We start from the raw sequence: 21,000 nt of genomic DNA on the forward strand, positions 1-21,000 counted from the left end.
TCAGTCCTTCTCGCTGGCGCGGGGGGGGCCGGGCCCCGCGCCCCGCGCCGCGCGGGGCGGGGGCGCGCGGGCGCAGCGCGGCGCCCGGGCGCCCGCGCCGTGGTCACGTTCGGCGACGACGTCCGACCGTGCGTCAGGCCGAGGCGCGAGTGGCCACCGCTCGGGAAGCGGCGGCATCGGCTGCCACTCGGGCCTTCACCCGGCGAGAACAACGGCCGAAGCACCGAGGACACCGTCGTGAACACGCCAGAACACACCGGACGGCGAGGTCGGCCGCGCGCCGTTCACTCCCGTTCACTCCCAAGCCACAGGCCGCGCGGCGGCACCGCCGGCACGCAGCCTCCCCCGGCCCATCCGCCCCCCTGTGACCAGGCCGTCCCCCCTGCCGCAGCGGCCCCGCCGCGGCGACCGGGGACGCTCCCCCACCGTCTGCCGCTCGGGGGCGCAGTCCGCACCACGCGCATCACATTGGCTGAAAATCATTAGTCCACGACCGGCCACATTGTCTGGACCAATGGCGAAAGTAGGCGTTTACCTGCTACGCCCGCTTGATCCCGGCACAGGACGGGTTAATACGACCACCTTCGTTTTTACGTCAACTTTCACGCTTGGCGCACAGAACCCACACAGTAGGCACCACTATGTGATCGACAGGGCATGGCGACCCGCGCTCGGGGGAGGGCAGCGTCGTCGTGCCGGGGGTTAGGCCGTGTTTGGGAGTTCCCTCCGGGCTCGCGACGTCCGGTGCTCAAACACGGCCTAGGGGGAGGGACTTCACCCGCATGAAGCGGAGCCGCACTTCGCGGACCATAGGCACGCCCGCGCTCACCACGGGGGCGCTCAACCTCACACTCGGGCTGCCGGGGGCACCCGCCGGCGCCGCCGACGGCAAGCGGCGCACCGACACGTGGATGCCGGTCGTCTCCGGTGGCTGCCCGGCCACGGCGAGCGGGGCCGCGGCGCCGGTCACCGCACCGGCAGGCGTCGCGGCGTCGGCGCTGGACGTGCCCCTGCCCAACGGGTTCTCCACCCCGGTGACACCCGGACACGTCCAGCGCGGCTGAACCAGCGGCTCGGTCACACCCTGGCCGCTCCGGCACGTCGCGAGACGACGGGTTCGGCGCCCCGCGCGTCCGCAACCGGCTCGGCTCGTCCTCCGCACCACTTTCTTTCTGCCGTGGAGCCCATCCATGCACGTTCAGCACCGCGCGCCGCGTTCGGGCGCGGCGCGGGTCACCCTGCTCACCGAAGGCACCTACCCCCACAGTCATGGCGGGGTGAGCGTCTGGTGCGACCAACTCGTCAGCGGCATGCCCGACATCGACTTCGACGTGATCGCGGTGACCGGCACCGGCCGGGAACCGCTCGCCTGGGATCTCCCGGCGCATGTGTCCGAGCCCGTGACGGTGCCCATGTGGGGGCCGGCGCCGACAGGCGCGCCGCCGCGCGGGCGCGGGGAGCGCCGGCTGATGGCCGTGTACGAGAGGTTCCTGACCGCCATCCTCGACCCGTCCGCTGAGGACGACTTCGCCCCCGCGCTGTACGAGATGGCACACGCCGCCCGCGACGGGCGGCTGAGCCCCTCGCTGCGCGGTGACCGGGCCCTGCGGACCCTGACCGGGGTATGGAACCGGCGGGGCCTGACCGTCCGCGAGGCCCGCCCCACCCTGCACGACGCCGTCACCGCCACCAGCCTGCTCGAACACGCGCTGCGGCCGCTGAGCGCACCACCGCCGGAGCGCGGTGTCGCCCACGCGGTCAGCGGGGGCGTCGCGGTGCTACCGGGGCTGGCGGCCAAGGAACTGCACGGTGTGCCACTGCTGCTGACGGAGCACGGGGTGTATCTGCGGGAGCGCTATCTGGGCTACCGCACAGGGCCGTACCGCTGGCCGGTGAAGGCGGTGCTGCTCGGATTCTTCCGGCTGCTGGCCGAGGAGACCTACCGTCAGGCCGCCCTGATCACCCCCGGCAACCGATACAACCGGCTGTGGGAAGAGGAGGGCGGCGCCGACCCGCGGCTGATCCGCACGGTCTACAACGGCGTCGATCCCGCAGCCTTCCCACCCGCGGGTCCCGAGCCGCGGACCCCGACGCTCAGCTGGGCCGGCCGGGTCGATCCGATCAAGGACCTGGAGACCCTGATCAGGGCGTTCGCCCAGGTCCGGGGTGTGCTTCCGGAGGCCACGCTACGGCTGTTCGGTGGTACGCCGCGCGGCGGCGAGGCGTACCGGGAGCGGTGTGAAGCGCTGGCCGCCTCTCTGGGGCAGGGCGACGCGGTCACGTTCGAGGGCCGGGTGGACGACATCCGGGACGCCTATGCGGCGGGCAGTGTGGTGATGCTCTCCAGCATCAGTGAGGGCTTCCCGTTCACCCTGATCGAGGCCATGTCGTGCGGCCGGGCGACCGTGTCCACCGATGTGGGCGGGGTGCGGGAGGCCGTGGGCGGCGCCGGGCTCGTCGTACCGCCGCGCGACCCGGCGGCGATGGCCGCCGCGGCACTGGAACTGCTGGCCGACCCGGCGCGCCGCTCGGCCATGGGTGAAGCGGCTCGGCTGCGGGTCATCGATCAGTTCACGCTCCGCCAGACCATCCACACCTTCCGCTCCATCTATCTGGAGCTGTCCGTACGCGGCATGTTCCAGCTCGCCGACCCGTGGGGTGCGGACCTCGACGGCACGCTGACGTTGAGGAGCGTGGCCGGATGAGCGGGCCCATGGCGCTCGAGTCCCACGACGGCCGTTCCGCTGACGGCCGTGAGGACACCCTGGCCCGGCGGCTGAGCGCCGCGCCCGACAGTACGCTCGCGCTCTGCGTGCCGAGGGCTCCCGAGGACCCGGTGGACCGGCTGGCGGCCGGCATGGCCGATCAGATAGGGCCCGCCGTGCACGCCTGGGAGGTGGCCGCCCTCCTGGAGTCGGAGGGGCTGACGGGTGACCAGATCCGGGAGCGGTACCGCCATCCGGGGCTGTTCTCGCTGGCCCGGGATCTCTACGGGCGGGTGCCACGCAGCTTTCCCGAGCCCGCGCGTGGACCTGACCCCTGGGCTCCGGACCATGTCCGGTGCGCCTTGCGCGGCGTGCTGTTCGCCCTGCCGGGTCTCGCGTACGTCCTGACCGGACGGCTGTGGCAGGGGGAGCGGGGGGTGTACGCGCTGATCGCCGCGGGGCTGCTTTCCTGGGCCTGGGGGCAGGCACTCAGCCACCGGGCGTATCTGCGGCTGGTGGTGGGGCGGCGGGAGGCAGGGCGGACACTGCTGTACGGCGCCCCCGCAGGCGCGCTGATCTCTTCGGCCGCGGCGCTGGCCGTGGCGGGTCCGGGCTCGGCGACGCTGTTCGCCGTGGGCCAGTCGCTGTACCTCGCGGCGGCCGGGGTGCTGCTGGTGTGCGGCAGGGAGCGGATGCTGCTGGCCGCGCTCACTCCGCTGATCGCGGGCACCGCCGTACTGCCGTGGTGGGAGCCGGGTCCCGTGCTGCGCACCGCCCTTCCGGCGCTCACCGTGCTGCTGTCCCTCGCCGTCGCGGGGCACTGCGTCCGGGGGATGTCGCGGACCGATGCCGTGCCGACCGTTCCGGGTGAGGGCGGCACCGGGCCCCGGATCGTCGCGTCGCTTCCGTACGGGCTGTTCGGGCTGGCCGCGGGAACGCTGGTCGTCTTCGTGGGCCAGCGCGGCGCGCTCGCCGTGGTGGCGCTGACCCTGAGCATGGGGCCCGCCGAATGGCTGCTGTACCGCTTCCGGGGGCTCGCGCTCGCGGCGCTGCGGGCGGCCGCGGACGAGACCGGCTTCCGGCTGCGGTCGGCGGGGACGCTCGCGATCTGCCTCGGCGGCTATCTCCTCCCGCTCGTACCGGCCGCACTGCTGACCAGTGGGTCGCCCTGGCCGGTCGTAGCCGTGGCGGCCCTGCTGTGGACCGCGCTGCTCCTCCAGGCGTTCGGCATCGCCTGGATTCCGGCAGTGGTCAGCGTCGGCGCGGCCTCCGCTGCGGTGCTCTCGGCGGTCATGGCGGGACCTCTGGACGCCGCAGTCCTGCTGCTGTGCACCGCCACGGGCGCGCTGCTGCTCACCGCGAGCGTGCTGTGGCTACTGGGGCGGCCCACCGCACACGCCTGACCCCCATGCCCCCATCCGTCGGACCCGGGGCAACCAGACACACACCGGAGCCACTACACCTCGCACACGCACGATCACCAGCAGACACAAGCCCGTGATGGACCGACGACCGGATCAGCCCGGAACGCCCCGGCAAGACCCCCATCGACCCAGCAAGCCCTGCACCGACCCAGCAAGAACCGGACCGGCCCCGATCGGTCCGGGGAAGTCCCAGGAAGGGAAAGACACGTGACCTCCACCTCAGCGCCCCTGGCAGCCGTCACCGGAGCCGAGGGTTTCATCGGCTCTCATCTGACCGAGACTCTGGTGGCCGCCGGCTACCGGGTCCGCGCCATGGCCCAGTACAACTCCTTCTCCTCCTACGGCTGGCTGGAGACCCTGCCGTCCGAGGTACTCGACGAGGTGGAGATCGTCCTCGGCGACGTCCGCGACCCGGGCTCCGTCCGCGGACTCGTCCAGGGCGCTGACGCGGTCTACCACCTCGCCGCGCTGATCGCGATCCCGTACTCGTACCAGGCACCGCACAGTTACGTGGACACCAATGTCACCGGCACGCTCAACGTGCTGGAAGCGGTGCGAGCGCTGGACATCCCGCGGCTGGTGCACACCTCCACCAGTGAGACCTACGGCACCGCGCAGACCGTGCCGATCGCCGAGGACCACCCCATCAACACCCAGTCCCCGTATGCCGCGTCGAAGGCGGGCGGGGACCGGCTCGCGGACAGCTACCACGCCAGCTTCGAGACCCCCGTGGTCACCTTGCGCCCCTTCAACACCTTTGGCCCCCGGCAGTCCATGCGGGCGGTGATCCCGACGGTCATCGGCCAAGTGGCCGCGGGATCCAGGACCATCACCCTCGGCGATCTGCGGCCCACCCGGGACTTCACCTTCGTCAAGGACACAGCGCGCGCCTTCCTGTCCGTGGGCACCGCTCCGGCGGTGGCGGTGGTGGGCAGGACCTTCAACGCCGGTACGGGCGGCGAGATCTCGGTGGGTGACCTGGTCCGGCTGATCGGCAAGGTGATGGACACCGACCTCGACGTACAGGAGGACGCGCAGCGCATCCGGCCCCCCGCCTCCGAGGTGATGCGTCTGGTCGCCGACGCCACCCGGCTGCGCGAGGCGACCGGCTGGGCACCGGAACACGACCTGGAGCAGGGGCTCCTGAGGACCGTCGAGTTCTTCCGCGACCCCGCCAACCTCGCCCGCTACAAGACCGGCATCTACAACATCTGACCGCGAACCGCCCAAGCACGATCCGCCCGCCGGACAACAAGACGAACTGGACCCTCACCACCCCATGTTCCATCCAACCGCCGTACCCGCAGGGGGCCCCTCATGCACGCAGTGATTCTCGCCGGAGGCAAGGGCATCCGACTGCGCCCGTACACCACCGCGCTTCCCAAGCCGCTCGTACCGATCGGCGACCAGCACGCGATCCTGGAGATCGTCCTCAGGCAGCTCGCCACCTGCGGCTTCACCAGCTGCACCATCGCGGTCGGCCATCTCGGGCAGATCATCCGCGCCTATGTCGGCAGCGGTTCGCGGTGGGGGCTGAAGATCGACTACGCGATCGAGGAGAGCCCACTGGGCACCATGGGCCCGCTGCTGACCATGCGCGACCGGCTGCCCGAGTCGTTCCTGGTGATGAACGGCGACATCCTCACCGACCTGGACTACGCCGACGTACTGCGGCGGCACACCTCGTCCGAGGCCGCGCTGACCATCGCCACCTACGCCCGCAAGGTCCATATCGACTTCGGTGTGCTGACCACGGACGAGGGCCGGGTGGTGGGCTTCCGGGAGAAGCCCAGCATGGACTACCGGGTCTCCATGGGCGTGTACGGACTGTCCCTCGGCACCCTCGCCGGATACACCCCGGGACTGCCGCTCGGCTTCGACGAGCTGGTACTCGATCTGCTGAAGCGCGGAAACCCGCCGCACGCCTACGAGTTCGACGGCTACTGGCTGGACATCGGACGCCCCGACGACTACGACCGGGCCAACGCCGAGTTCACCACGCACCAGTCCCTGTTGCTCAAGGGAGCATGAACGTTCTATGCGCATTATCGTCCTGGGATTCACCGGGTATCTGGGCGGACACATCACCGGGCAGCTGCGTGCGCTGGGAGGCGTACGGCTGTTCGGCGGTGGCCGGTCCCCGGCCGCCGATCCCCGGGGGGGGGGGGGGGGCCGCCCCCGCCCCGGGGGGGGGGGGGGGGGGGGGCGCGCCCCCGCCCCCCCCCCCCCGCCCGCCCCCCCCCCCCCCCCCCCCCCGGGACGGCTGGCCGAGGTGCTCGCCGACTTCGCACCCGACGCGGTCGTCAACTGCGCGGGTGCCGTCGGCGGCGACTCGGTGAAGCTCGCGGAAGTAAACGCCCGCGGCCCGGCCGTGCTGTGCGCGGCACTGCGGGAGGCGGCGCCCGGAGCCCGACTGGTGCATCTGGGGTCGGCCGCCGAGTACGGGCCGACCGAGCACGGGGTGCGGGTGACCGAGACGGCACCCGCCGCGCCGCTGGCCCCCTACGGGGCGACCAAGCTCGCGGGGACCCTGACCGTGGCCTCGTCCGGTCTCGACGCGGTGGTGCTGCGGGTGGGCAACCCGGTCGGGCCCGGCGCCCCGCCGACGAGCCTGCCCGGTGGCACCGCCGAGCGGATCCTGAAGGCGGGCGACGATCCCGGAGCGGTGGTCCGGTTCGGCGACCTGTCGGCTTACCGGGACTTCGTCGACGTACGGGATCTGGCGCGGGCGGTCGCGCTGGCCGCCACCGTCAAGGGCCCGCTCCCCCGGGTGCTCAACGTGAGTGGCGGTCAGGCCGTGCCGATCCGCGACCTGGTGCACGGTCTGATGACCGAGGCGGGTTTCCGGGGCCGCGCCGAGGAGGCGGCGGCGCCCGGCTCGTCCCGCTCGGTCGGGGTGGGTTGGCAGTGCTCCGACATCACGGCGGCGTACGAGTCGCTGGGCTGGGAGCCGAGGCACCCGCTCGCGGACTCACTGTCCGCACTCTGGCGGTCGGTGTCGGCGGTGTCATCAGTGCCACCGGAAGCGCCGGACGCACCGGCGACCTCGGGGGCTGCGAGACCGAAACTGGACTCGGTTCCATGAGCCTGCTGGTGCCGCTCTACGTGCACCCCGCCGAAGACCCGGATGCCTGGCGGCTCCTCGCGTCGGCCGCCGATCGGATCTACGGCGTGGTGCTCAACACCGCCAACGGGCCGGGCACTTCGCCCGACCCGGCGTTCGTCTCCGCCGCCCGCGCTCTGCGGGCGGCGGGGACCCGCGTGCTCGGCTATGTCGACCTGGACTACGGGGTGCGGCCCGATGACGAGGTGCTCCGCGACATCGACCGGCACCGCGAGTGGTACGACACCGACGGCTGCTTCTTCGACCAGGTGCCGGCCGACCGCTCCGCACTTCCCGGCTGCCGCCGCCTGGTACGGGCTGCGCGGCAGCGGGGTTCGGCGCCCGTCGTGCTGAATCACGGGGTCCATCCCGCGCCGGGCTATGCGCGGATCGCGGACCTGCTCGTGACCTTCGAGGGCCCCTGGACCGTGTACCTGTCCTCGTTCACACTCCCCCGTTGGACGTCCCGCTATCCGCCGGAACGGTTCTGCCACCTGGTGTACGGGGTCCCACCCGCGCTGGCCCGGGTCGCCGCGAAGGCGGCCGTCGAGCGTGGTGCGGCAGTGTCGTGCGCCGTCGCGGATACGCTGCCCAATCCATGGCTCGCCCCGCCTCCCGTACTGTTCGAGGAACCCGCGTGACGGTTCGTACCCCGGTGGCACGCGGATCCCGGTCCGCCGTGCTGCTCGCCCTCGTCTGCCTGCTTCTGCTCGCGGGCTGCGCATCGGACCCCACCCCGCGCCCTGGTCCGGACCGCCCGCGCTGGGTGCCCAAGCCGAGTACGCCCTGGCAGTGGCAGCTGAGCGGCGTGCTCGATCCCACGGCCGCCGACGTACCGGTGTACGACATCGACGGCTTCGAGAGCACCGCGGAGGATGTGGCCCGCCTGCACCGGGACGGCCGCAAGGTCATCTGCTACATCAACGCCGGCTCCTGGGAGGACTTCCGGCCCGACGAAGCCGACTACCCCACCGCCGTACGCGGCAAGCCGAACGGCTGGCCGGGCGAGCGCTGGCTGGACATCCGCAAGCTGGACGTACTGCGCCCGATCCTGGAGCGACGCTTCGACATGTGCCGGGACAAGGGCTTCGACGCGATCGAACCCGACCTCATGGACGGGTATCTGAACGACACGGGCTTCCCGCTGACGGCGGAGCATCAGCTCGGATTCAACCGGATGCTCGCCCGCCTCGGCCATGAGCGCGGACTGTCGGTGGGGCTGAAGAACGACCTGCCGCAGATCCCCGCACTGGTGCGGGACTTCGACTTCGCGGTCAACGAGGAGTGCGCCCAGTACGGGGAGTGCGCGCTGCTGAGCCCGTTCATCAAGGCGGGGAAGGCGGTGTTCCACGTCGAATACGCCCTGTCCACGGACGAGTTCTGCGACGAAGCGCGCCGTCTCGGTCTTTCGTCGATGCGCAAGAGGCTGGAGTTGGACGCGTGGCGCGAGCCCTGCTGACCGCCGGCCGGGGCACCGGCGGTCGCTGTGCGTCAGATTCCGGGGCGCAGGAAACGGCGGAGCCGGGTGAGCGGCCAGGTGTTGATGACGTCGTCCTTGGTCAGCCAGCCGCGCTGGGCCATGGCCACCCCGTAGCGCATATAGGGCAGATGCGTGGTGGAGTGCGAGTCCGAGTTCACGGCGAACCTCACCCCGTACCGCTTGGCGCGCATGATGTCCTCATCGCACAGGTCGAGGCGCTCGGGGTGCGCGTTGATCTCCAGGGCGGTGCCGGTTCTGGCGCAGGCTTCGAAGACCGCGTCGAAGTCGGCGTCGATGCCGGGGCGCTTGCCGATGCGGCGGGTGGTGGGGTGCCCGATGATCGCGACGTAGGGGTTCTCGCAGGCGCGGATCAGCCGACGGGTGAGGGCCTGGCGGCTCTGGTTGAAGTGCGAGTGGACCGAGGCGACGCAGATGTCGAAGCCGGCGAGGAAGTCGTCTGGCCAGTCGACGCCGCCGTCCGGTCCGATATTGAGTTCGGTCCCGTGCAGCAGCCGCATCCCCTTGTACTTGCGGTCGAGTGCGCGGACCTGATCGCGCTGGGCGAGCATCTTCTCCTTGGTCATGCGCTGCATGGCGAGGTCGGGGGCATGGTCGGTGACGGCGTAGTAGGAGTAGCCGCGCCGGGCGGCCGTGGCGACCATGTCGTCCAGCGAGGCGAGACCGTCGGTGAGATCGGTGTGGGTGTGCAGATCCCCGCGGATGTCCCCCTCGGTGACCGGCTCCGGGAGCTCGCCCCGCTGCCCGGCCTGGATCTCGCCCCGGTCCTCGCGCAGGGTGGGCGGGATCCATGGCAGCCCGAGGCGTTCGTAGATCTCCTCCTCGGTCCTGGAGGCCACCTTCTTCCCGCTCTCAGCGTCGAAGAGTCCGTACTCGGAGAGTTTGAGGCCGAGGCGGACGGCGATCTCGCGGGTGCGGATGTTGTGCGCCTTGGAGCCGGTGAAGTACTGGAGGCCACCGCCCCAGGAATCGGGGGGCAGCACGCGCAGATCGACCTGGAGGCCTCGGGTGGTACGGATGGAGGTCTTCTTCGCGCCGTGGGCGATGACCTCGGCGGTGTACGGGAGACGGCCGAGGGCCTCCATGAAGGGGGCCGACTTCTTCGCGGCGACGAGGATGTCGATGTCTCCGATGGTCTCGCGCATCCGGCGCAGTGACCCGGCGTAGGCGCAGCCCTCGCAGCCCCTGATCTCCGAGAGGGCGGCGACGATCTGCTCGGCGGAGTCCATCGCGGCGTCGAGGAGGATCCTGCTCCCGGCTTTCCGCATCAGGGCGATCCCGTGCAGCAGGTTCTCCTCGGTCTTCTCGCCGAAGCCCTTGAGATCCCGGAGGCGCTCGTGGTGGATGGCGTCGACCAGCTGCTCGACGGAGGCGACCTCCAGTTCCTGGTAGAGGAGCAGGGCCTTCCTGGGTCCGAGCATCGGGATGGTCATCAGTTCCCGGACCCCGGCCGGGATGGACTGCCTGCGCTCCTCGACAACGGAGATCCGCCCGGTCGCCAGATACTCGGTGACCTTGTCGGCGATCGACTTGCCGACGTTGGGGATCTCCCTCAGCCCGTCGGCGTCGAGGGTGGCGACATCGGCGTGGTATCCGCCGATGGCGCGGGCCGCCTTCTCGTACGAACGGGCCCGGAAGGCGTCGCCACCGGTGATCGCGATGAGGTCGGCGTACTCCTGGAGCAGCGCTTCGATCTCTTCGTTGGCCCTGGGCATGGTTCCAGCGTCACACGCGCCCCGGCGGTGTGCGCTGGGCGGCGCGGCTCGGGAACATGTGAGCGATCGCGAGCGTTCTCGTGCGTGCACACCCCAGGCACCCCTTGGAGATCCATGTCCGCTGCCCCCGCTTCCCGCGCATCCCGAGCCGTCCGCGTCGCGCTCTGCGGCGCGGTTGCCGCGGTGAGCTTGGGCTGCGCCTTCGAGGGCGCGGAACGGCCCACCACGGATCACCCGGCCGCCGCCTCCGACCCGGTGACCGTCCAGGTGCCGTCCCCGGCACCGACCGCTGCTGCCACACCGACCGCTGCTCCGACGCCTGACCAGGGCGCACTGCGCACCGAGCCGGCCCGGCTGACCATCCCGGCGATAGGGGTCAAGGGCCTGAAGGTCGTCCCCTACGAAGGCACGACCGACGACGGCCCCGGGACGGACATTCAGGACCGCGGTATCGCCGCCAGTCCATACGGGCAGCGGGGTGGCGCAGGCCCGGGTCAGGTGGGCAACTATCTCGTGACCGCGCACCGTCTCGCGGCGGGCGGGCCGCTGCGCGAGCTGCCGTCCGTCGGCATCGGTGACAAGGTGCGGGTGAGCTGGGACGGGACGGTGTACGAGTACCGGATCACCGAGCTCCGCAAGACGTCGTTCCGGTCCGAACGCTCACTCGCCGAGCAGCGTGCGGCAGTCCCGGGAAGGCCCGGGGAGCAGCCCGTGAAGGCGATGATCACGATATCGACCTGTGCGACCCCGGAGGACCACGCGGCGGGCAACTACTGGAGTGACGAGCACGGGAATCCCGAGCACCGCATCGACCGGGTCGGGGTGCTGGTGTCGGTCAGCGAGCCGTGATGCGTGCCGGTACGGCCCGGCCTAGCCTCGAATGAGTGGTCCGTTCGGGGGAATCGAGAGAGAAGAGCCGATGTCAACCGCCTACATGCCCAGCTCGCCCGTGCTTGAGCCCGAGGCGTCGGAGTTCGCGGCGGCGACCAGCAACCACCCGTTCCTCTTCGAGATGCCTCCGGTGGAAGGCCGGAGGGCCGTCGACGACGTGCAGTCGGGCGAGATCACCATGCCCGCGGTCGACGAGGAGTGGATCACGGTGCACAGCGGCCCGACCGGGTCGGTGCGTGCCCGGATCGTCAAACCGGCCGGCGCCTCCGGAACCCTCCCCGTGATCCTCTACATCCACGGTGCGGGATGGGTGTTCGGTGACGCGCACACCCACGACCGGCTGGTACGGGAACTCGCCACCGGGGTGGGCGCCGCCGTCGTCTTCCCCGAGTACGACCGCTCGCCGGAGGCCCACTACCCGATCGCGATCGAGCAGAACTACGCCGTTGCGCGATGGGTGGTCTCCGACGGCGCGAACAAGAACCTGGACGCCTCCCGGATGGCTGTCGCGGGCGACTCGGTGGGCGGGAACATGGCGATCGCGCTGACCCTGATGGCGAAGGAGCGCGGGGACGTCTCCCTGGTGCAGCAGGTGCTCTTCTACCCGGTGACCGACGCGAACTTCGACACCCCCTCGTACCACCAGTTCGCCGAGGGGTACTTTCTGCGGCGCGACGGCATGCAGTGGTTCTGGGACCAGTACACGACCGACGAACGGGAACGGGCCCAGATCACCGCGTCGCCGCTGCGCGCGTCGCTGGACGAGCTCGCGGGGCTGCCTCCGGCACTGGTCATCACCGGTGAGGCGGATGTGCTGCGCGACGAGGGCGAGGCCTACGCGAACAAGCTGCGCCAGGCGGGTGTGCCGGTGACCTCCACGCGATACCAGGGCATCATCCATGACTTCGTCATGCTGAACGCGCTGCGGTCGACGCAGGCCGCGGAGGCCGCGATCGCGCAGGCCACCATGGCGCTCAGGGAAGCGCTGCACACGTGACATCCGCAGCCGGCCGCACGAGCAGCGGGCTACGCGCTCTCGAGAGCCTTGATCACATGGTCCAGGTCCTCCGGCATGACCGCGATCAGGAAGGGAAGCAGCCCATCTGATGCCACCGTGCGGTGCCGGGCGCACCGCGAAACCGCGTTGCCCGCGCCGGAACGCCTGTCAGGCGAACGCGGTCACCGTGTCCACCAGCCGACGGCGCGTCGCACGGACGGCGGGGAGCAGGGCGAGGGCGACCGCGCCGAGAACCGCCGCAGCCGCGACGAACACCAGCAGCGCGGGTGACGGCGCGTGGGCGATGCCCGCGCCGATGCCGCTGGAGCGGCCCTCCGCGTCGATCAGCCACCCGGCGAGGGGCACGCCCAGTGCCGCCCCCACCACCACGGCGGCCAGCGCGGTGAAGCCCACGGCGGTCACCGTGACCGCGGTGATCTGGCGCGGTGACAGGCCGATCGCCTTGAGTGCGAGGAGGTCACGCTCGCTGTCCCGCACCGTACCGCCGATCGCCGTCGACACCTCGGTGAGCCCGATCAGGGCCAGCACGGCGATCAGCCCCAGCACCACCCCGCGCATCGCCGACAGCCGGTCGGCCGGGCTGGTGACCTCGTGGATGTCGAGTCTTCCGCCAGAGGCTTCGGAGAGTGCGGCGCGCACCTCGGCGGGGTCCGCGCCCGGGTGCAGGCGCACCTGGTAGAGCGTGGGACGCAGGGCGGGATCGTTCTCGCGGAGGGTGTCGAGCGAGGTGGAGACGGTACGGCCACCGTTCTCCGGTTCGATACTGCGACCGACGATGTGCAGCACCTGGGGGTGGCCGCCGACGGTGATCCTCACCCAGTCGCCGATCCGCACGTCGAGTAGGTCGAGCAGCCCCTGGCCGGCGACGGCCTCGTCGGGGCCGGCGGGTACCCGGCCCTCGGCGACGGAGTACGGGTAGGGCTGGTGACGGGTGCCGAAGCCGCGCAGCGCGATGGTGCCGGTCTGGCCTGGCGCCAGCGCGGCGACCTCGACCCCGGGGTGGGCCGCCGCGACCCGGTCGTCGCGCTCGATCAGGGCCTTTGTCCCGGCGTCGCCGATGCCCTTCTCGGCGCGGGCGGTGAGCGCGGCGGCGAGGCCGAGTTCCTGGGGATCGCTGTCGAACCGGGTGAGGGTGGTCCACGCACTGAGCGCGACCGTGATCAGCAGCAGCGGCAGCGCGAGCCGGGCCACCGTCGCGGGCGTCTGCCTGCCGCGCGTGAATGCCCGGTGGAAGCCGAGCACCAGTGCCGGGGAAACCCGTAGGCCCAGGGCGCGGCGGGCCGGACCGGTGAGCCCGCCCCGGGCACCCGGTGCGGCGGGCACTCCGGGCACAGGGGGTACGCGCCCGGCACGCCAGGCGGCGAGCGCGGTCGTGGCGCCGATGAACAGCACGGCCCCTACGGGCACGGCGAGCAGCGCCGCGGTGTGGGCGGGCAGTCCCTGCCAGATGCCGACCGCTTCTCCGAGCCTGCCGGGGATACGGCTGCCGAGCGCCCCGATGAGGGCGGTGGCGACGACCGCCCCGAGCGCGGCGAACGCCAGGTGCTGGACCAGGAAGACCCGGACCACCTGGCCGGGAGTGAATCCGATGGCCTTGAGGATGGAGATGTCCCGTAGATGCCCGCGCACCCGGGTGCTGATCGCGCCGTAGACGGCGAGGGCGGCGGCGAGCAGCGCGCCGAGTCCGAAGAGCCCCAGCACCTGCCCGAGCAGCCGCGTGTCGCCTTGGGCCTCTGCGCGCGCCTGCCGCCAGTCGGAGACGTCGGTGACGGCCCCGGCGCCGATGCGGGTGACGGCGCGCTGGACGACGTAGTCGGTGTCGTCGGGGTCGGCCAGGAGCAGGCCGATGACCTGGCCCGGGCGGTCCCCGGCACCTTGGGCGGCGGTGCGTACGGCATCGGTGTGCGCCCAGACGGTGCCGGCGCGCTCGCCGGGGCGGTAGCGCGGCTCGGCGCTGTCGGCGACGCCGATGACGGTGAGGGTCCTCCCTGACCCGGGCAGGGTGAGGGCGTCGCCGGGACCGGCGACCAGGGCGCGGGCCAGGCTGCTCTCCAGGACCACCCCGTCCGGGCTCCCGGCGCTCAGCCAGCCTCCGGAGGTCAGCAGGGGGCGGCCGGTGGCGGGCGGTTCGGTGCCGGCTCCGCGCAGTTCGACAGTGGCCCGTGCGCCCCGGGACTCCACGGTGGTGGGCGCGGTGCGGTACGGACCCGCGACGGCATCGACGCCGTCGAGTGCGGCGAGTGCGCTCGTATCGGCGTCCGGTCCGGTGTGGATCCAGACATGGGCCCCGTGGGACTGGGTGAACACGCGCTGCCAGGGGTTGGTGGCGTAGCCGAAGAGGGCGGCGGCCAGCAGCAATGCGGCGACGATCCCCGCAGTGGCCGCGACGATGAACAGCGCCTCGCCCCGGTGTGTGCGCAGATCGGCGTGCGCCCAGCGCAGTGTGGCCCGCACGGTCAGTCCTTCAGCTCGACGACGCTGGACAGTCCGCCGCCCCTGGCCGGTACCCCGCCGAGTTCGGCGTCGTCGGCTATGCGTCCGTCGAAGAAGCTGATGACCCGGTCGGCGGCGCTGGCCAGCCGGGCGTCATGGGTGACCAGCAGGATCGTCTGACCGCGCTGGTGGAAGCGGGACAGCAGCCGCATGACCTCGCGGGTGGCCTTGCTGTCCAGGCTGCCCGCGGGCTCGTCGGCGAGCAGCAGCCGCGGGTGGTTGACCAGGGCGCGGGCGAGGGCGACCCGCTGCTGCTCACCGCCGGACAGCTCGCCCGGCATGCTGCGCGCCTTGCCGTCGAGGCCCAGTTCGGCGAGCAGCCTCTCACGTTCGGCGCGGGCCTGTTTGGGGCCGGTGCCGGCGAGCAACGCGGGTAGTTCGACGTTGTCGGCGACGGTCAGGTTGGACACCAGGTTGAAGAACTGGAAGACGATCCCGATCCGCCGCCGGCGTTCCATCGCCCAGCGGGCCTCGCTGTAGGAGTCCGTGCACTCGCCGTCGAGCCAGATGCTGCCGCTGTCCGGCCGCTGCAACCCGCCGAGCAGATGCAGCAGGGTCGATTTTCCCGCCCCGGACGGGCCGGTGACGGCCACGAACTCGCCATGGCGCACGGAGAGGTCCACGCCCCGTACGGCGTGCGCGGGTGCGCCTTCGCCGTGGTGGGTCTTGACGAGGCCCGCGGCCCGCAGCAGGGGGGCGGTCGGGCCGGGGTCCGCTGTGTCGCTCATTCCAACCCTTCCAGCTCCTCCTGGCAGCGCTCCAGCCAGTCGAGGTCGGCCTGGAGGTGCAGCATGGCTCCCTCGATCAGCAGGTGTGCTATGCGGTTGTCCCGGTTCTCGGTGGCGGACAGCTTGGACAGGTTCCGCATGGTGTTGAGGTATTCACGGCGCTGCCTGTTGATGAGGGCGATCTGGTCGGCGAGTCCCGTCCGGGGCGCGAGAGCGAGCTTCATGAAGAACTCGTCCCGCACCCGTGGCTCGTCCGCCGTCTCCTCGAACCAGGCGCGCAGCGCCTCCGTCCCGGCTTCGGTGAGTCGGTAGATCCTCTTGTTGGGCCGGCTCGACTGGGCGACGTCCTCGCCCTCGATGAGCCCCGACTTCTCCAGCCGGCCGAGGGTGACGTAGATCTGGCCCACGTTCGGCTGAGGGTACGCGGAGCCCAGCAGTTGCTCAAGGTCCTGCTTGAGCTCGTAGCCATGGGCCGGGCCCCGGGAGAGAAGTGCCAGGAGGGGCAGGCGCACGCGTGCTCTCCTCCCTCGTACTGTTGTCCCGCGCTTCCCGATCGCCATACCGGTCGGCATGCGATGTCCGCCCTAGTATCGCGCATGCCTAACGGGTATACATGCCGTTGACCGGGCGCGGAAGCCCAGACCCGGGGTAGGCCGAGGTACAGGAGGAACCTATGCGGTGGATACGTGCCGCCGGTAGGGGCCTCCTGGTCGCGGCGGTGGTGATCGCGTGCTGCGTGTCGTCCGGCGCCGGTGCCGGCGGATCGCTGCCGGAGGGTGGGCGCGGCGGCGGGCGCGGGCCGGTGACGCTGGCGACGGCCGGTGTGCTCACCGGATATCTGGAACCTCTGCTGGAGGGCTGGAACCGGGGGCATCCCGGCGAGCGGGTCACGCTGGTGGAGCTGCCGGACTCGGCGGACGAGACCCGTGCCCAGATGGCCACCGAACTGCGCTCGGGCGCGGGCCGGTTCGACATCCTCAATATCGACGTGGCCTGGACCTCGGAGTTCGCCGCCGCGGGCTGGATCGCCCCGCTGCAACGCGCACGCTTCCCGCTGGACGCCTTCCTGCCGCCGGTCGTGGACACGGCGACGTATCAGGGCAGGCTGTACGCGGTCCCGTATGTCACGGACGCGGGGATGCTCTACTACCGCAAGGACATACTCGACCGGGAGGGCGAGCGCCCACCGGCCAGCTGGGCGGAGCTGGAGCGCCAGGCCAGGACCATCGCCCCGCGCTACGGCATCGGCGGCTACGCGGGCCAGTTCCTCCCGTACGAGGGGCTCACCGTCAACGCGACCGAGGCGGTCTACTCGGCGGGCGGCACGGTGCTCGGTGGCGACGGCAGGGTGACGCTGGACTCCCCGGCGGCCAGGGCCGGCATCGGCTTTCTGGCCCGCGGGGTGCGCGACGGCTGGATCCCGAAGGAAGCGCTCACCTACAAGGAGGAGGAGTCCCGGCAGGCCTTCCAGGACGGCCGGCTGCTCTTCCTGCGCAACTGGCCCTACGCCTACGCGGGAGCGTCCGGACCCGGCTCGCGGGTCGCGGGCAAGTTCGGCGCCGTGCCGCTGCCCGGGCCGAACGGGACGGGTACGAGCGTGCTGGGCGGGTCCAATCTCGCGGTCAGCACCGGTACCCGGCATCCCGAGACCGCGAGCGATCTGATCGCGTACCTCACCAGCGCCCCGGTGCAGCGGCAGGTGCTCGCCGAGGGCGCGCTGCCGCCGGTGCGGGCGGACCTCTACCAGGACCCGGCGCTGGTACGCGAGTTCCCGTATCTGCCCGCGCTGCGCAAGAGCGTGCTGGCGGCGGCTCCGCGGCCGAAGAGCCCGCGGTACGAGCAGGTGAGCCTGGCCGTGCAGGCGGTGGTGTATGACGCGATGGCGCAGCACCAGGCGCCGGACGCCGCCGTGCGCAGGCTGAGCGGCGAGCTGGCCGCGATCGCCCGGCGTGGCTGAGCCCCGGGGCTTTTAGTTAACCGTTAGGCATCGGATCGCGCCCTCACGCCCCCATTCAGGGTGGAGAAATGCGGACATAACCCCTAACTCATGGGTACATCTCTGCACAGCCGTTGACACTCTCTTGTCACCGCTACTTAACATGCATGCATAACCGATGGCCTCCAGCGCTTGGCCGCGGATGCCCCCTTCATACAGCGACTTCGTGTAGAAACAGGTCCACGGGTGATGCTCAAAGCCCCGGCCGGCGACGGCCTCTCGCAGCACGGCGCTCACCGCCACACACCGCACCACTGGTGGCGGGACGCGGTGATCTACCAGGTCTATGTCCGCAGCTTCCTCGACAGCACCGGCGACGGGATAGGCGATCTGGCCGGGGTACGCGCCGGACTTCCCTACCTCAAGAAGCTCGGTGTCGACGGGATCTGGCTGAGCCCCTTCTACCCCTCGCCGCAGCACGACCACGGCTACGACGTCGCCGACTACTGCGATGTCGATCCGGTGTTCGGCGACCTCAGCGAGTTCGGTCTGATGGTCGCGGACGCGCACCGGCTCGGTCTGAAGGTGCTGCTCGACATCGTCCCCAACCACTGCTCCAGCGAGCACGAGTGGTTCTGCGCGGCCCTCGCCTCAGGGCCGGGCAGCGAGGCACGGGCCCGGTTCCACTTCGCCGAGGGGCGCGGTCCGGGCGGCGACGTGCCGCCGAACAACTGGCACGCGATGTTCGGCGGGCCCGCCTGGAGCAGGGTCACCGAGCCGGACGGCAGCCCCGGGCAGTGGTACCTCCATATGTTCACGCCCGAGCAGCCCGACCTGAACTGGCGCGCCCCGGAGACGGCCGCGTACTTCGAGCGCGTCCTGCGCTTCTGGCTGGACCGGGGGGTGGACGGCTTCCGTATCGATGTCGCGGCCGGGCTCTACAAACACCCCGAACTGCCGGACTCCCCCGACCCCGAGGCCGACGCCCGCACGCGTGACTCGGTCAACCCGCTGGCGTGGAACCAGCCCGAGGTGCACGAGGTGTGGCGCCGCTGGCGGTCCGTGTGCGAGCAGTACACCCTGCGGGACGGCCGCGAGCGGCTGCTGGTGGGCGAGGTCTCGGTGCCCACCGCGCGAGAACACGCCCGGTATGTGCGTCCGGACGAACTGCACCAGGCGTTCTTCTTCGATCTGCTCTCGGCCCCCTGGGACGCGGGCGCCTTCCGCAAGGTGATCACCGAGGCGATGCAGGACATCGCGGGCACCGGCTCCACGGTCACCTGGGTGCTCAACAACCACGACCAGGTGCGCACCGTCACTCGGTACGGGGAGTCCGGCACCGAGGGCAGCGGGCTGGGCACGGCACGGGCGAGGGCCGCCGCGCTGCTGATGCTGGCGCTGCCCGGGGCGGCGTACATCTACCAGGGCGAGGAACTCGGGCTGCCCGAGGTGGTCGATCTGCCGGACGAGGTCCTCACCGACCCGATCTTCCGGCGTACGGGCAGCCGGGCCCGGATCCGGGACGGCTGCCGGGTGCCGCTGCCCTGGTCCGGACACGCCTCACCGTTCGGCTTCACCTCCGGTGCGGAGGGCGCCAAGCCCTGGCTGCCGCAGCCCGGCTGGTTCGCCGAGCACGCCACCGACCGGGCGGTCGCCGACACGCGGTCGTTCTGGCACCTCTACCGCGACGGGCTGCAACTGCGACGAGGCTTGCCGCAGCTCGGGGAGGGCACCCTGCGCTGGCTGGACCCGGCGCCCGGGGTGCTCGCCTTCGTCCGCGGCGACGGGCTGGTCTGCGCCGTCAACTTCGGCACCGCGCCCGTGCCCGCGCCAGTCTCCGGGGCCCCGCTGCTCTCCAGCGGACCCTGCCCGAACGGCGTACTGCCCGGATCCACCGCCGCGTGGTGGACCGGCGACGGCGGCAGCCCCTGAACCCCCTTCCCGTCCATCCCTCGCCTCCCGGCCCCTCTCTTCCCCCGCCCTTGCCACCAAGGAGACCCTGTCATGAAGCGACGCCTCATACTCGCGAGCTGCACCGCACTGACCCTGGCACTCGGCGCTACCGCCTGCGGTGGCGATCCCGTCACCACCGCGGACGGCGGCGGCACGTCGCTGAACGGCCAGACGATCACCGTCGCGGGCGTCTGGTCCGGTGCCGAGCAGAAGAACTTCCAGAAGGTGCTCGACGCCTTCGCCGCCAAGACCGGAGCCAAGACCCAGTTCGTCTCCACGGGTGACAACGTCTCCACCGTCGTGGGCAGCAAGATCGAGGGCGGCAACGCACCCGACGTGGTGATGGTGCCGCAGGTCGGCGTGCTCCAGCAGTTCGCCGAGAACGGCTGGCTCACCCCGCTCTCCGAGACCGCCGAGAAGTCCGTCGACGACAACTTCGCCCCCGTGTGGAAGCACTACGGAAGCGTCGAGAACAAGCCGTACGGGGTGTACTTCAAGGCCGCGCACAAGTCCACCGTCTGGTACAGCCCGGACGCCCTGGACCAGGCCGGGGTCAAGCCGCCGAAGACCTACGCGGAGCTCCTCAAGGCCGGGCAGGCGGTGTCCGATTCGGGGCTCTCCGCATTCGCGGTCGCGGGTGAGGACGGCTGGACCCTCACCGACTGGTTCGAGAACATCTACCTCTCGCAGGCGGGTCCCCGGATGTACGACCGGCTCGCCGAGCACGGCATTCCGTGGACCGATCCGAGCGTGGTCAAGGCCCTCACCACCCTCGGCAAGCTGTTCGCCGACAAGCAGTTGATCGCGGGTGGTCAGAAGGGAGCCCTGAGCACCGACTTCCCGGGATCCGTGGAGAAGGTCTTCGGACCCGAGCCTGAGGCCGGCATGGTCTACGAGGGCGACTTCGTCGCCGGTGTGGCCAAGGATCAGTTCGGCCGGAAGATCGGCGAGGACGCCGCGTTCTTCCCCTTCCCCTCGGTCGACGGCGGCGATGCCCCCGTGGTCAGCGGCGGTGACGCGGCGGTCGCCCTGGAGGACGGCAAGAACAAGAAGGCGGCCATGGCCTTCGTGGAGTACCTGGCGACACCCGAGGCGGCGGCGGTCTGGGCGGAGGCGGGCGGCTTCCTGTCGCCAAACAAGGCACTGGACCTGAAGTCCTACGGCGATGACACCACCCGGCGGACGGCCCAATCGCTGATCGGCGCCGGGGACTCCGTCCGCTTCGACATGTCCGACCAGGCACCTGCGGCGTTCGGCGGCACCAAGGGCGCGGGCGAGTGGAAGCTGCTCCAGGACTTCCTGCGTGACCCGTCGGACCCGAAGGGCACGGCGGCGAAGCTGGAGGCAGCGGCAGCCAAGGCATACCAGGGCTGACCGACGTGATGACCACAGCCACCCCCTCACCCGCGAAGGCGGGCCCCCCCACGGGGGCCCCCCGGGGGGGGGGGGGGGCGCGCGCCCCCCCCCCCCCCCCCCCGCCGCGCCGGGGCCGGGTCGCCCCCGCGGTGGTGGGGCCCCCCCGACGTGAGCGCGGCG

The 21,000-nt window shown here is 71.5% G+C and carries 17 protein-coding genes; 13 read left to right on the forward strand and 4 right to left on the reverse strand.

The window, feature by feature from the left end; all coding sequences use genetic code 11:
* Positions 1-782 precede the first annotated feature (782 nt).
* The 8 genes from ACFWI9_RS11515 (at position 783) to ACFWI9_RS11550 (ending at position 8,691) form a co-directional block, all read left to right on the forward strand.
* Entirely contained in the window at positions 783-1,064 is a 282-nt protein-coding gene (locus ACFWI9_RS11515; protein ID WP_387160887.1) for a hypothetical protein, read from the forward strand.
* 126 nt (positions 1,065-1,190) lie between these two features.
* Positions 1,191-2,705: a GT4 family glycosyltransferase PelF gene (gene pelF / locus ACFWI9_RS11520; protein WP_387160889.1), complete on the forward strand. Its 1,515-nt coding sequence runs from the start codon at positions 1,191-1,193 to the stop codon at positions 2,703-2,705.
* Positions 2,702-4,108, forward strand: coding sequence for a hypothetical protein (locus tag ACFWI9_RS11525; RefSeq protein WP_387160890.1), 1,407 nt, complete (start codon positions 2,702-2,704; stop codon positions 4,106-4,108). Before pelF ends, ACFWI9_RS11525 begins: the two co-directional genes overlap by 4 nt.
* A 228-nt stretch (positions 4,109-4,336) precedes the next feature.
* Positions 4,337-5,344: an SDR family NAD(P)-dependent oxidoreductase gene (locus tag ACFWI9_RS11530; protein ID WP_387160892.1), complete on the forward strand. Its 1,008-nt coding sequence runs from the start codon at positions 4,337-4,339 to the stop codon at positions 5,342-5,344.
* Positions 5,345-5,446: 102 nt separating this feature from the next.
* Positions 5,447-6,160 (forward strand): NDP-sugar synthase, encoded by a 714-nt coding sequence (locus tag ACFWI9_RS11535; protein ID WP_387160894.1) that lies wholly within the window; start codon positions 5,447-5,449, stop codon positions 6,158-6,160.
* Between the two features lie 7 nt (positions 6,161-6,167).
* Positions 6,168-7,214: an NAD-dependent epimerase/dehydratase family protein gene (locus tag ACFWI9_RS11540; protein WP_387160895.1), complete on the forward strand. Its 1,047-nt coding sequence runs from the start codon at positions 6,168-6,170 to the stop codon at positions 7,212-7,214.
* On the forward strand, positions 7,211-7,873 hold the full coding sequence (locus ACFWI9_RS11545; protein ID WP_387160897.1) for a spherulation-specific family 4 protein: 663 nt from the start codon (positions 7,211-7,213) through the stop codon (positions 7,871-7,873). The genes ACFWI9_RS11540 and ACFWI9_RS11545 overlap by 4 nt, the downstream gene beginning before the upstream one ends.
* On the forward strand, positions 7,831-8,691 hold the full coding sequence (locus ACFWI9_RS11550) for an endo alpha-1,4 polygalactosaminidase (protein ID WP_387160898.1): 861 nt from the start codon (positions 7,831-7,833) through the stop codon (positions 8,689-8,691). The genes ACFWI9_RS11545 and ACFWI9_RS11550 overlap by 43 nt, the downstream gene beginning before the upstream one ends.
* Before the next feature lie 32 nt (positions 8,692-8,723).
* Here the strand turns inward: ACFWI9_RS11550 and polX are convergent, their stop codons facing one another.
* Positions 8,724-10,445, reverse strand: a complete 1,722-nt coding sequence (gene polX / locus ACFWI9_RS11555; RefSeq protein WP_387160900.1) for a DNA polymerase/3'-5' exonuclease PolX — start codon at positions 10,443-10,445, stop codon at positions 8,724-8,726.
* Positions 10,446-10,559: 114 nt separating this feature from the next.
* On the opposite strand from polX, the gene ACFWI9_RS11560 reads away from it, so the two are divergent.
* Positions 10,560-11,294, forward strand: coding sequence for a class E sortase (locus tag ACFWI9_RS11560; RefSeq protein ID WP_387160902.1), 735 nt, complete (start codon positions 10,560-10,562; stop codon positions 11,292-11,294).
* 70 nt (positions 11,295-11,364) lie between these two features.
* Complete coding sequence (locus ACFWI9_RS11565; RefSeq protein WP_387160903.1) at positions 11,365-12,333, forward strand: alpha/beta hydrolase; 969 nt, start codon at positions 11,365-11,367, stop codon at positions 12,331-12,333.
* Positions 12,334-12,501: 168 nt separating this feature from the next.
* Here ACFWI9_RS11565 and ACFWI9_RS11570 read toward each other — a convergent pair whose 3' ends face one another.
* From ACFWI9_RS11570 to ACFWI9_RS11580, 3 genes are read right to left on the reverse strand one after another with little or no spacing between them, the layout of a single operon-like run.
* Positions 12,502-14,808, reverse strand: coding sequence for an FtsX-like permease family protein (locus tag ACFWI9_RS11570; RefSeq protein ID WP_387160905.1), 2,307 nt, complete (start codon positions 14,806-14,808; stop codon positions 12,502-12,504).
* A gap of 2 nt (positions 14,809-14,810) precedes the next feature.
* The gene (locus tag ACFWI9_RS11575; RefSeq protein WP_387160906.1) at positions 14,811-15,575 is read right to left on the reverse strand and encodes an ABC transporter ATP-binding protein; all 765 of its coding nucleotides are present in this window, start codon (positions 15,573-15,575) and stop codon (positions 14,811-14,813) included.
* A complete protein-coding gene (locus ACFWI9_RS11580; RefSeq protein ID WP_338674911.1) occupies positions 15,572-16,087 on the reverse strand; it encodes a PadR family transcriptional regulator in 516 nt (171 codons plus the stop codon). The genes ACFWI9_RS11575 and ACFWI9_RS11580 overlap by 4 nt, the downstream gene beginning before the upstream one ends.
* 161 nt (positions 16,088-16,248) lie before the next feature.
* Here ACFWI9_RS11580 and ACFWI9_RS11585 point away from each other — a divergent pair, with 161 nt between their 5' ends.
* The 3 genes from ACFWI9_RS11585 (at position 16,249) to ACFWI9_RS11595 (ending at position 20,838) form a co-directional block, all read left to right on the forward strand.
* A complete protein-coding gene (locus ACFWI9_RS11585) occupies positions 16,249-17,532 on the forward strand; it encodes an ABC transporter substrate-binding protein (RefSeq protein ID WP_387160908.1) in 1,284 nt (427 codons plus the stop codon).
* A 228-nt stretch (positions 17,533-17,760) separates the two neighbouring features.
* Positions 17,761-19,443, forward strand: a complete 1,683-nt coding sequence (locus ACFWI9_RS11590; protein WP_387160909.1) for a glycoside hydrolase family 13 protein — start codon at positions 17,761-17,763, stop codon at positions 19,441-19,443.
* Between the two features lie 72 nt (positions 19,444-19,515).
* On the forward strand, positions 19,516-20,838 hold the full coding sequence (locus ACFWI9_RS11595) for an ABC transporter substrate-binding protein (RefSeq protein WP_387160911.1): 1,323 nt from the start codon (positions 19,516-19,518) through the stop codon (positions 20,836-20,838).
* Positions 20,839-21,000 lie beyond the last annotated feature (162 nt).

This window comes from Streptomyces sp. NPDC127084 (genome assembly GCF_042724175.1).
Classification (GTDB): Bacteria; Actinomycetota; Actinomycetes; order Streptomycetales; family Streptomycetaceae; genus Streptomyces.

Coding starts and splice junctions, on each gene's coding strand:
- ACFWI9_RS11515 (WP_387160887.1), top strand. CDS start 783: ATGAAGCGGAGCCGCACTTCGCGGACCATAGGCACGCCCGCGCTCACC.
- pelF (WP_387160889.1), top strand. CDS start 1,191: ATGCACGTTCAGCACCGCGCGCCGCGTTCGGGCGCGGCGCGGGTCACC.
- ACFWI9_RS11525 (WP_387160890.1), top strand. CDS start 2,702: ATGAGCGGGCCCATGGCGCTCGAGTCCCACGACGGCCGTTCCGCTGAC.
- ACFWI9_RS11535 (WP_387160894.1), top strand. CDS start 5,447: ATGCACGCAGTGATTCTCGCCGGAGGCAAGGGCATCCGACTGCGCCCG.
- ACFWI9_RS11540 (WP_387160895.1), top strand. CDS start 6,168: ATGCGCATTATCGTCCTGGGATTCACCGGGTATCTGGGCGGACACATC.
- ACFWI9_RS11545 (WP_387160897.1), top strand. CDS start 7,211: ATGAGCCTGCTGGTGCCGCTCTACGTGCACCCCGCCGAAGACCCGGAT.
- ACFWI9_RS11550 (WP_387160898.1), top strand. CDS start 7,831: ATGGCTCGCCCCGCCTCCCGTACTGTTCGAGGAACCCGCGTGACGGTT.
- polX (WP_387160900.1), bottom strand. CDS start 10,445: ATGCCCAGGGCCAACGAAGAGATCGAAGCGCTGCTCCAGGAGTACGCC.
- ACFWI9_RS11560 (WP_387160902.1), top strand. CDS start 10,560: ATGTCCGCTGCCCCCGCTTCCCGCGCATCCCGAGCCGTCCGCGTCGCG.
- ACFWI9_RS11565 (WP_387160903.1), top strand. CDS start 11,365: ATGTCAACCGCCTACATGCCCAGCTCGCCCGTGCTTGAGCCCGAGGCG.
- ACFWI9_RS11575 (WP_387160906.1), bottom strand. CDS start 15,575: ATGAGCGACACAGCGGACCCCGGCCCGACCGCCCCCCTGCTGCGGGCC.
- ACFWI9_RS11585 (WP_387160908.1), top strand. CDS start 16,249: ATGCGGTGGATACGTGCCGCCGGTAGGGGCCTCCTGGTCGCGGCGGTG.
- ACFWI9_RS11590 (WP_387160909.1), top strand. CDS start 17,761: ATGCTCAAAGCCCCGGCCGGCGACGGCCTCTCGCAGCACGGCGCTCAC.
- ACFWI9_RS11595 (WP_387160911.1), top strand. CDS start 19,516: ATGAAGCGACGCCTCATACTCGCGAGCTGCACCGCACTGACCCTGGCA.